Raw genomic sequence first — 10,135 nt, forward strand, 5'->3', positions numbered from 1 at the left:
GCGATGTGCTGCCTGGCGACGAGACGGCTGCTGAAACCGCGGATCTGCTCTATCGAGTTGCCGACTCAGCCGATCTGTCGGCGCTCCCGCTCGCCGCCGGATGGCGTGCGCAGCCGCGCCCACACGCCGGCGCAGAGCGACTGGCGCACTCGCTGATGCTGGCCAGGGAGATCCGCGGCGGGCTGCACTTCGCGGCGCTGCGTGCCTGCGACCTCACCATTCCCGAGGCAGCAGTAGCCGACCCGAACGGCGGACGGGACCGGTTGTTGCGCACGGGCTGGGCTCCTGACGACGCCGACGGCCTGATCGCCCGAGCGGGACTACGAGGGGATCTGCACGATCGCTGGCGACGTGCCGAGCGGCTCACAGACGAGGCCTTCGGGACCATGTTGTCTGCTCTTGGCGATGCCGAACTGAACAGGCTGGCCACTTTGCTCGACCGGCACACCGCGTGAATCGGTTGGCTCAAGCCGCAGAGACGACGACGCCGCTCCGTGGGACTGCCGCTGAGGAGGGCGGTCCGAATTGTCTGATCGACATGTCGAAATGGGGACGGCCTCTTCGACGTTATGGAGAGAGGCGGTCGACCGGACCCCAGCACCAAACCGAAGGACTAGGCATGACCCCGCATCACGATGGCGTTCCCGCCACGCAGACAGCGTCCCAGATCACCCAGTTGGACGCCGACCCCAACCCAACTCCCGTCGAGACCGAGAGCTACAAGACGCCGCTCGTCATCAAGCTCCTGGTCGCCGCGACCTTTGTCGTGATCCTCAACGAGACGATCATGATCAACGCAATCCCGCGCCTCATGGTCGACTTCAACGTGACAGCACGCAGTGCGCAGTGGATCTCGTCCATCTTCATGCTGACGATGGCCGCAGTGATCCCCGTGACCGGATGGTTCTTGCAGCGTCTGACCACTCGTGCGGCCTACACCATCGCGATGACCACCTTCACGGTCGGCACGATCATCTGCGGTACGGCGCCGATCTTCGAGGTGCTGCTCGCCGGGCGCGCGGTCCAAGCCGCCGGCACCGCAATCATGATGCCGCTGCTCATGACGACCGTCATGACCGTCGTCCCCGAGCACGCCAGGGGCCGCGTCATGGGCAACATGATGCTCGCGATCTCAGTAGCGCCCGCCATGGGTCCCGCAGTCTCAGGCCTCATCCTCAACCTCGGCTCCTGGCGATTGATCTTCGCCTTCATGCTGCCCGTGGCCGTAGCCGTCACGGCGCTCAGCCTGCGACACCTCAAGAACGTCGGCGACACCAACACCGCGCCGGTCAGCTGGTTCAGTGTCGCCGTCGCAGCGCTCGGCTTCAGCACGTTGGTCTACGGTCTCAGCGAGGTTGGTGCCCGCTCCACCAGCCAGCTGATCCTGATGATCGGCGGCGGCGCTGCTCTGGTCGCACTGTTCACGTTCTGGCAGCTTCGTCTGCAGCGCATCGGCAGCCCGCTTCTGGACCTGCGGGCGTTCAACCACCGCACGTTCACCGTGAGCCTTGTGCTGATGTCGGTGGCCTTCATGGCGTTTCTCGGTTCGATGATCCTGCTGCCGCTCTACCTGCAGCAATTGCGAGGATTGTCGGCCATGCAGACCGGCTTTCTTGTCATGCCGGGCGGACTTGCGATGGGATTGCTGGGCCCGCGCGTCGGGGCGCTCTACGACAAGGTCGGTGCACGACCACTTGTGATACCCGGTTCGGTGTTGATGGTCGTCGCCTTGTTCACCATGAGCCGCGTCATCGACGCCGGTACTGCGTATCCGTTGATCCTGGGCCTACACATTCTGCTGATGGTCAGCTTGGCAGCCATCTTCACACCTGCATTCACCCTCGGTCTCGGCGCTCTGCCGCCAGAGCTGTACTCGCACGGCAGCTCGATCCTCGGCACCCTGCAGCAGGTCGCTGGCGCGACCGGCACGGCCGCACTCGTCGTGATCCTCGAGAACCGCTCTAGGAGCCTGGTGTCAGGCGGCGCGACGGCAGATGAGGCATTCATCGGAGGTCTGCAATGGGCGTTCATCGCTGGCTCCGCGTTCGGAGCGGTAGTCATCGCGCTCTCGTTACTCCTGCCGTCCAAGGCCGATCAGCCTGCAGGTCCGGCGCACTGACCCGGACAGCCGTCAGCACCTGGAGTGGGCCTGAAGTCTCAGCGGGAAAGGCAAGATGATCCACGACACCCTTCCTCCGCCCGAGTACCTCCACGTCGACGGAAGCCACATCGCCACCTACGCCCTTGAGGCGGACAACGATCATTCATGGGGCGAACTGGTTCTGTGCCACGGAACTCCGTGGTCTGCAGCATCCTGGGCGCCTGTGGCGCGGATGCTGGCGTCTTGATTTCGGATGTTCCTCTGGGACATGCCCGGTTTCGGAGCCTCCATCGGCGAGGCTCCGCAAGCGGTCGATCTCGTGCGTCAGGGCCGCCGCCTCGGGACAGTTCTCGATGATTGGCAGCTTGATCGCACCCACGTGATGGCCCACGACATCGGCGGCGCGGTGGCGCTGCGAACTCATCTGCTCGAGGGCCGCGACTTCTCCTTGCTCTACCTTCTCGACATCGTCACTCTCGAACCGTGGGGGTCGCCATTCCTCCGCCTCGTCTCCGCGCACGAAACAGTCTTCGCCGCACTGCCGCACTCCTCAGCCCCGACCGCACCGCACGGATCGCTGCTCGCCTCGACCAGGCCGACTCGATGTAGTAGTTCGCACCATGGCCGTCATCGGCCCGTCAGGAGGGTGGGAACGTACTCGAGCACCTGAATCCGTCCGTCGAGGGTCTGACTGGTGGTCATTTCGAGGGCTACGTCCGGGTAGCCGTCATAGATCCGTTCTCGCCCGGTGTCCCCGGTGATGACCGGGAAGACGGTCACTCGAAATCGGTCGACCAGCCCCGCGGCGAGTAGCGAGCGACTCAAGCTCAGACTGCCGATGGTGCGCATGGAGGTATGGTTTCTGCGCTTCATGTCTCGCACGGTCTCAGCCGCATTCTCGGTGACCAGACGCGTATTGTGCCAGGACAGGGGAGCCTCGAGAGTGGAGGAGAAAACCACCTTGTCCGCCCGTTCGAGCTCAGAGAGGCTTTCTACCTCGTCGGTATTGGTGTCGTCCGGCGGCTGAGCGGCAAAACCGGACATCACTCGGTAGGTGTTGGCGCCCAGCAAGAGCGTGTGGTCGCGCTCGGGCGACTCACTGAGCCAGGCGAGGTACTCCGGTCCCTCAAGGCCCCACCAGCCGGGCCAGCCCTCGGCCGAGGCGTACCCGTCAAGCGAGGTGATGAAGTCGACGATCAGTTCGGGCATAGTGCTCCTTCGTCGCGGTTCGTCAGGATTTTCGGGTGAGCGGCGGTCACCAGGATTCTTTGATTCCCTCACTCTGCAGGGTCAGATGCGTACTGGGGCCGCCCGGATGGCCGGTAGGTCTGAGCGAGTATCCCTTTGGGAAAGACCAGTGACTCGACGAGATCCAGCGCCAGATCCGGGCCGCTGTCGGGGAATAACCGATCGCCCTGCCCCACAATCACTGGCGCCACGAGCAACGTGAGCTCGTCGACGAGATCGTTCGCGAGCAGCCAGCGAGTCAGTGTGCCGCTGCCGTGCACCTGTAGTTCGCCCCCTGGCCGCGCCTTGAGCCGGCCGACCGCTCTTGCGAGATCGCCAGACAGCACACTCGTGTCCGACCACGCGGGCTCGGTGAGCGTGTTGGACGCCACGAACTTTGGCCGCGTGTTCAGCATGGTGGAAATCGGATTGTCGCCCCGATCGGCGCCCCAGGTGCCGGTTCCCCAGGACCAGAGGAACATCTCGTAGGTGCGCCGGCCGAACAGGAATGCGTCTGCACGCTGATAGTAGTGGCTCACGAAGGCCATCGACTGATCATCGAAGTGGGGCCTGGCCCACCCACCCCGTTCCATTCCGGGGTCGAAGTCAGGGTGGCGTCCTCCGTTGGACTGATAGACCCCATCGACGGACACCTGAACATTGGCCACCAATTTCATCTCGATGCCTCTCCTTCCAGCTGAGCGCGACGTGAGACGCGCGCTCTCCGCACGGCTCTGGCACTTCAATAAACAAAGCATGCTTCATGAAATGCAGTCAAATGCTAGGGTGACGCGTGTCGACACGGGAGTACGGACAATTCTGTGGGCTGGCGCGCGCTGCCGAGCTTCTGGCACAGCGGTGGACACTGTTGATCTTGCGCGACCTGCTGGTGGGCTCACGGCGGTACTCCGACCTGGCCGCAGGTCTGCCGGGCATCTCGTCCAACCTGCTCTCTACCCGTCTAAAGGAATTGGAACACAACGGCTTGATCCGGCGGGAGGTACACAGCGGGTCGAACCGCTCAATTGTCTATGCTCTCACTCAGCGCGGGGCGGAACTGCAGCCCGCCCTCGACGCCCTGAGTCGCTGGGGGGCAGCCGGATTGCGCGTCCCCCGTCAGGGTGAGGTCATCACCGACGCGGCACTGGCGTCCGCCCTTCGAGTCGCAGCCTCCGGCGCGAACACGCTGTCGCGACGCCAGACGTACACAGTCAGAATCGGTGAAGCTGTCGCTCATGCGCTGGTCGATGACGGAGTCGTCGAGGTGAATACGGGCGGACACCCGGGGTCTGATCTCGTGCTGACGGGTGGTCAAGAATTTCGGGACCTGTTGGCCGGCACCCTTGACTCGCAGACCGCGATATCCGACGGCGTGATCGCACTCGAGGGCGATCCTGCACTTCTCGCCGACTTCATGTCGATCTTCGTTGTTCCATACTCCCAGGCTGACAAGACCTGACGTTGTCCCCTGAGACGGCCTGCCGCCGGCTCCTGTGTCGAGCACGTCGAAGCTCGCCCTCGGGGGCGAGACGAGACACGGTCCTGACCGCCGATCAGTGATCGGAAAGCACCGCCTGGTGGGACGGGGCCGAGGGCACGGGGCTGCTCCACATCTGGAATGCGAGCGGCCACATGGCTGCCAGCCCAGCCACGGCTTGCACGTAGAACTGCACGGCTCCGAAGGGGACGAGTCGACTCAAAGCCATCGTCACCAACGCCGTCACCACCACTGCAGTGAGCTTCCCGCTGAGCAGGCCTTCGGCAGCCAGCACGGCTCTGGCGAAGCCAATCACGCCGACCGCGAACACGAGCGCGCTCGTCTGAAGGACAGGAACGAACCATGGTTCCAACGCCTTCTGCATGGCAGCAGGGTCGCCACCCGAGCCCGTGGCTGCCAGCGGCGCGAACTCAAGCCCCGGAAGAAAGGCGTACATCACGCTTCCCAGGATGACCCAGGGCAGAGCCCATGCGCTGTACCGGTCCTCGCCCGCCGCGCGCAGGTACGCGCGCACGGCCAGGAATGCCAGCATGATCAAGCCAGCACCCACTGCGGTGACGAGATGTATCGCGCCCCACCACGTCGCACCGCCCTCGACCGCCTGGGCGACAGCGCCGGCGTCGGGCAGGCGCTCGATAAATGGATGCGCGGTCAGGGCGAAGGCCATCACCGCCGGCGCAAGCGCGACCGCGACCGCACCCCACCGGGCTCTTGTTGCCTGCTGATCCGATGTCATGGTCGTACCTCCTAGGTGTCAACTGAAATCTCAGTGCTGTGCTGGTTTCGAGCCGGTGCCGATGGTCATCACGTTGCGCAGGACGGCCTCCGAGTGGCCGCCGGACCGCTCGCGCAGCATTCCGTCGAGCACCTGGAGGACGTCGTCGCGCCGCTGCGCGGATAGGCCTGCGGTCATCTGCGCCGCGATGGGATTGCTCGACGTCGTTGCATCCCAGTAGTGGCGGGCCGATTCGAAGGTCATGTTCCATGGGGTCGTCTCGATTTCCACCATCGTCAGACCGGCGTCGAGCAGCTTGCCGCGCAAGCGTTCGGGGTCAGACACCTGGAACGGCAGCGGGGGCTGCTCGGGCGACATGGGCGCGAGGCCGGGAACCGTCGTCTGCATCGCGGACATGAAGAACGTGACAAACTCGGTGTGGGGCATGGGCCCGAACGTGGCCACAACCACCCGCCCGCCCGGCTTCGTGACGCGCACCAGCTCCGCCAGGCCGGCATCGATGTCGGGGAACAGCGAGACGCCGTTCAAGGAGACCGTCACGTCGAACGTGTCGACGGGAAAGTCAAGTGACACGCCGTCCATGACCTGACCTCGCAAGTTCGACAAGCCTTCGGCGGCAGCGCGAGCGGTCAACCGCTCGATCATGATGGGCGCCAGGTCCACGGCGGTGGTGGTGGCCCCACGCCGAGCTGCGGGAAGAGCCAGGGCCCCGCTGCCCGCCGCAACGTCGAGAAAGCGCGCGCCAGGCCCCACCTCGAGACGCTCGACGAGATGCTCGCCAAGTGCGATGGTCAGTGGCGAGACGTGGTCGTCGAATCCAGGGGCAATCGAGTCCCACGCTGTGCGGATTTGGTCGGTGGTCGGTGCTTGCGTTGACATGATCTGAGTCCCTTCGTGCTTGGTCGGCTGACCGATCCAGCATCCGGGGGACGCGATGTGCTGCGCATCGGCAGATGTGCGCACCTTCTCTGCGTCGGGGAGTGGGTATTTTTGCGTAGTCTCGGCTAGACGATGTGGTGCTGGTATGCGTAGGCCGTTGCAGCGGCCCGAGACGAGACGTCGAGCTTGACGAAGGTGTTGCTCAGGTGGCGTGCGACGGTCCGCTCGCTGATGACCAGCTTTGCCGCGACCTCGCGGTTGGTCGCTCCCGTCGCCACCAACGTCAGCACTTCGACCTCACGCGGCGTCAGCCCGCCGGGCGCACTCCCGGGTCCTCGCCCGCGGTCGAGCGATTCCACCCGGGACAGCGCTGGGGCGGCGTCCAGCTTCTTGAAGATCCGTCGTGCTGCTTCCAGCTCCAGATCGGCGGTGTCGTGATCGGTCAGTCTCCGGCACGCGCGACTCATCAGTGCGTGCGTCCGAGCCGCCTCGTACGGTGCGTCGAGCTTTCTCCAGCCGCTTTCCGCGCTGCGCAGGGCGCGGCACGCTGCGCGGGCATCTCCCTCGGCTAGTAGCACCGACCCGCGTGCGTAACTGGCCAAGGCTTCTAGATAGGGCGCATCGAGGGCGCTGGCGAGGACCTCCAACTCGTCGGCGCCAGCCTTTGCCCCATCAAGATCTTCTGCGGCCAGCGAGATCTCTACGAACGCGGCGAGAACGCGTGACCGGGTCACCTTGTCGTCGGCGGCCTCGTCAGTGACTCGTCGGATAGCTGCTGTCGCGGCGTCAACGCGGCCCTGGGCCAGGCGCAGCAGTGCCAACCCAGGCTGGACCGGGTGGCCCCACTCGCTGGCCTGCCGGTAGCACTCCTCCGCTTGCGCGAACTGACCACGCAACCGAAGCAGTTCACCCTGCTGGTAACGGGCCATGCCCAGCGCAGGGTCGCTGGGGCGGCTGGCCAAATGTCCGCACGCCTGCTGCGCTTCCTCCAACGCCTCGGTCCACTCGCCCCGGACCTGCAGGATCTCCGAACGATGCACCAGGCACTGTCCGCGATAGGGCGCGAGATCCTGCTGATTTTCACACCATCGGCTCAGCGTCTCAGTCCACTCCTGGGCGCGTCGAACGTCGAAGACCTGGCGGCAGGCAATGATCAACGCGCAGTAGACGATCCCGGTCGCGATGGGCGACACGTCGGCTGTCGTTACCGCAAGCATGGCCTCGTCGAGCAGAGACACACCCTGCTGGACCTCGCCCATGGCGATCAGCGCCTGCCCGCTGCCCAGCCGGCCCAGGGCGATCAGATCCGGATCGCCGAATCGGTCAGCGCAGCCGCATACCTCGTCAAATGTGGCGTAGGCCGCAGCGGCGTCTCCGGCCCCAAGAGTTTGCAGCCCGTCAGGTACCAGAAGATAACCCTGCTCCACGCACTCCACCGCGTGCTCGTCCAGCGCACGCTTGCACCGCACCAGCCAGCTGCCGCCTCGGGCGTGCTCGCCGCGCTGCAGGAGGATGATGCCGAGCCAGAATCCGCAGCGCACGGCGCGCGCTGTCCGACCGTCTCTGAGATAGGAGTCGAAGGCTAGCTCGAACTGTGTCGTCGCTGCGGCGTCCCGACCGAGCAGGTACCCAGCCACTGCCAGACATTCGACGTCGTCGGGAGTAAGTGGTTCTCGTTCGGCGGCGTTCGTCAGTTCTTGAAAAGCATCCCGCCAGGCGCGTCGGGCGTATGAGTCTCGGCCCCTCGCCAGGGGATCGGTCTGCATCGAGTCTTCCCCCATCCGACTTTAGCGAGTCTCGTGTTTTCAGGGACCAAGCGTTTGGCAACGATAGGCGCCCGAGGTCAGCGCAGTCGAGATCGTGATGTGAAAACCCTGAAGTCTGCAAGGTCAAATCGTTTCCACCCCGTGTGTCGTGACTCTCGAGAATGTCCGGCTTGGAGCGAAGATCGACGGTTCGAACCGCATGTCGCCCGTACGCGAATGGGTCGCTCGGGTTGTCGTCGTGGCAGCGTAGTGAGCAGAAAACCGCGTTCGGACGCGATGGCACAGTGACCATTCTTGTGACTAGTTGCCGACCTCCAGTCTCGTGCGCGGGAATCTTTCCCGCGTATCTAGTTCGAATTGACTAGGCACCGTAGCCCTAACGGAAGTGAGTCGTTGAGTGTGACGACGCTCACGAAAGGTTCACCTCATGCGTACATCTCGGGCAACGGCGCCAATTCTCGGCGCGGCTCTTCTTCTCATAGCAGCTCCGCTGCTCAGTTCTCCGGCGACGGCGGCCGATCCCGGATCCGGCACGGTCGGCGAGGGCGCCGACTTCGCTTGGCAGGGCGCCACCTACGCCGCCGCGGCCACCACCGCGCTTCCCTGCCCATCAGCAGCGCAGGATCCCGATGACCTGGTCTGCGACCACGTCACGGTCGATGTGGACGGCGATGGCAGCCTCCCGCTCGTGATCTCCATCCAGAGCGCGGTGGAATCGGCTGACTTCGATCTCTACGTCTACGACTCCGAAGGCAACCTGGCCGGGTCCTCGGGCACGGCCGAAAGCAAGGAGAGCGTGACGATCCCCGACGCTGTGGGCAGCTACGAAGTTCGGGTGCAGCCCTGGCTGGTGACCGAGCCCTCGTCCTACACCGGCTCCGCGACGCTGTCGGAGCAGACAGCTGGAACACCGCCCAAGGGCGGCGACCGCGCCCCGAAGCCGAAGAAGTACAGCGCTCCTGACTTCTCCGACAAGACCTGGGGTCTGGAGGACATCGGTGCCACGCTCGCCAACGAAACCACCACCGGCCGGGACGCCGTGGTGGCGGTGATCGACACCGGCGTTGACGTCCATCACCCGGAATTCGAAGGACGGTTCACGTCGCCGATTTCGTGGGTCTGCCCCGAGGGTGTTCCCGCCCCCTGCGCCGGGTATGAGAACGTCGATGACGGACACGGACACGGCACCCACGTGGCCGGAACGGTGGCGGCGGCCGACGACGGCAAGGGTGTCACCGGTGTAGCGCCGGACGCCACGATCATGCCGATTCGAGTGGGCGACGACGAGGGTTCCATCGTGGGTGACCTCGCCGCGGCGACCCGTTACGCCACCGAACAGGGTGCGGACGTGATCACGGTCAGCATCGGCTTCATCGCCGGCAGCGGTCCGGTGATCTCCAATCCGGTCGTGCCGCAGGACGACGGTTGGGCCGAAGCGGTGCAGGAGGCCGCTGACGCTGGCATCTTGGTGACCCTTGCCGCGGGTAACGACGGCGTGCCCTACTGCGGTCAGGGCGAGCTCTGGCAGGACGCTGCTGTGTGTGTCGGCGCCTATGGCACCGAGGACGACCCGGCCGTGTACTCCGACTCGGGCGCTGCCATCGACCTGTCGGCACCCGGCGGCGGCGTGCTCAGCTGCGAGGGCGGCATCTGGTCCACGGTTCCCCTCGACCTCGCCGAGGTGGATTCCTGCACCGAGACCCCGGGCTACGCGGTGTACGCGGGCACCTCGATGGCCACTCCGCACGCCGCCGGCGTGGGTGCCCTGCTTGCCGACGTGGGGGTGGGCGGACTCATCGCCCGGCAGCGGATGATCGACACCGCACGCAACGCCGGCACGCCTACCGGCCCCGCCAGCCTCACCGGCCCGAGGCTGGACGCCGCTGCCGCCGTGCAGCAGTAGCCGACCAGCGCGAGGACTGCAGAGC

10 protein-coding genes are annotated in these 10,135 nt (G+C 65.3%); 5 read left to right on the forward strand and 5 right to left on the reverse strand.

Going from position 1 to position 10,135, the window contains the following annotated elements; all coding sequences use genetic code 11:
- The 3 genes from WB508_RS12250 to WB508_RS12260 all read left to right on the forward strand — a co-directional run.
- Positions 1-455: helix-turn-helix domain-containing protein (locus WB508_RS12250; protein WP_423845161.1), on the forward strand; the 455-nt coding region annotated here is incomplete at its 5' end.
- A gap of 164 nt (positions 456-619) precedes the next feature.
- On the forward strand, positions 620-2,119 hold the full coding sequence (locus WB508_RS12255) for an MDR family MFS transporter (RefSeq protein WP_423845162.1): 1,500 nt from the start codon (positions 620-622) through the stop codon (positions 2,117-2,119).
- 235 nt (positions 2,120-2,354) lie between these two features.
- Positions 2,355-2,771 (forward strand): alpha/beta fold hydrolase, encoded by a 417-nt coding sequence (locus WB508_RS12260; protein ID WP_423845163.1) that lies wholly within the window; start codon positions 2,355-2,357, stop codon positions 2,769-2,771.
- Here the strand turns inward: WB508_RS12260 and WB508_RS12265 are convergent.
- Both WB508_RS12265 and WB508_RS12270 read right to left on the reverse strand, forming a co-directional pair.
- Positions 2,729-3,310 carry a dihydrofolate reductase family protein gene (locus WB508_RS12265; protein WP_423845164.1) on the reverse strand — a complete coding sequence of 194 codons (582 nt, stop codon included), beginning with the start codon at positions 3,308-3,310 and terminating at the stop codon, positions 2,729-2,731. The two genes, WB508_RS12260 and WB508_RS12265, sit on opposite strands and share 43 nt — an antisense overlap.
- A 68-nt stretch (positions 3,311-3,378) precedes the next feature.
- On the reverse strand, positions 3,379-4,086 hold the full coding sequence (locus WB508_RS12270; RefSeq protein ID WP_423845165.1) for a dihydrofolate reductase family protein: 708 nt from the start codon (positions 4,084-4,086) through the stop codon (positions 3,379-3,381).
- A 35-nt stretch (positions 4,087-4,121) separates the two neighbouring features.
- Between WB508_RS12270 and WB508_RS12275 the strand changes: the two genes are divergently transcribed.
- On the forward strand, positions 4,122-4,787 hold the full coding sequence (locus WB508_RS12275; protein ID WP_423845166.1) for a winged helix-turn-helix transcriptional regulator: 666 nt from the start codon (positions 4,122-4,124) through the stop codon (positions 4,785-4,787).
- Positions 4,788-4,881: 94 nt separating this feature from the next.
- On the opposite strand, the gene WB508_RS12280 is transcribed toward WB508_RS12275, so the two are convergent.
- From WB508_RS12280 to WB508_RS12290, 3 genes are all read right to left on the reverse strand, one after another.
- Positions 4,882-5,562: a hypothetical protein gene (locus WB508_RS12280; RefSeq protein ID WP_423845167.1), complete on the reverse strand. Its 681-nt coding sequence runs from the start codon at positions 5,560-5,562 to the stop codon at positions 4,882-4,884.
- A gap of 30 nt (positions 5,563-5,592) precedes the next feature.
- Positions 5,593-6,441 (reverse strand): class I SAM-dependent methyltransferase, encoded by an 849-nt coding sequence (locus tag WB508_RS12285; protein WP_423845168.1) that lies wholly within the window; start codon positions 6,439-6,441, stop codon positions 5,593-5,595.
- Positions 6,442-6,566: 125 nt separating this feature from the next.
- The gene (locus tag WB508_RS12290) at positions 6,567-8,207 is read right to left on the reverse strand and encodes a LuxR C-terminal-related transcriptional regulator (RefSeq protein ID WP_423845169.1); all 1,641 of its coding nucleotides are present in this window, start codon (positions 8,205-8,207) and stop codon (positions 6,567-6,569) included.
- A gap of 427 nt (positions 8,208-8,634) precedes the next feature.
- Between WB508_RS12290 and WB508_RS12295 the strand changes: the two genes are divergently transcribed.
- Complete coding sequence (locus WB508_RS12295; RefSeq protein ID WP_423845170.1) at positions 8,635-10,110, forward strand: S8 family serine peptidase; 1,476 nt, start codon at positions 8,635-8,637, stop codon at positions 10,108-10,110.
- The last annotated feature ends 25 nt before the right edge of the window (positions 10,111-10,135 follow it).

The organism is Aeromicrobium sp. (assembly GCF_049586495.1).
GTDB lineage: Bacteria > Actinomycetota > Actinomycetes > Propionibacteriales > Nocardioidaceae > Aeromicrobium.

Excerpts from the sequence above, each read along its gene's own strand:
- WB508_RS12285 (WP_423845168.1), bottom strand. The coding sequence starts at position 6,441 with ATGTCAACGCAAGCACCGACCACCGACCAAATCCGCACAGCGTGGGAC.
- WB508_RS12270 (WP_423845165.1), bottom strand. The coding sequence starts at position 4,086 with ATGCTTTGTTTATTGAAGTGCCAGAGCCGTGCGGAGAGCGCGCGTCTC.
- WB508_RS12290 (WP_423845169.1), bottom strand. The coding sequence starts at position 8,207 with ATGCAGACCGATCCCCTGGCGAGGGGCCGAGACTCATACGCCCGACGC.
- WB508_RS12255 (WP_423845162.1), top strand. The coding sequence starts at position 620 with ATGACCCCGCATCACGATGGCGTTCCCGCCACGCAGACAGCGTCCCAG.
- WB508_RS12265 (WP_423845164.1), bottom strand. The coding sequence starts at position 3,310 with ATGCCCGAACTGATCGTCGACTTCATCACCTCGCTTGACGGGTACGCC.
- WB508_RS12295 (WP_423845170.1), top strand. The coding sequence starts at position 8,635 with ATGCGTACATCTCGGGCAACGGCGCCAATTCTCGGCGCGGCTCTTCTT.
- WB508_RS12280 (WP_423845167.1), bottom strand. The coding sequence starts at position 5,562 with ATGACATCGGATCAGCAGGCAACAAGAGCCCGGTGGGGTGCGGTCGCG.
- WB508_RS12260 (WP_423845163.1), top strand. The coding sequence starts at position 2,355 with ATGTTCCTCTGGGACATGCCCGGTTTCGGAGCCTCCATCGGCGAGGCT.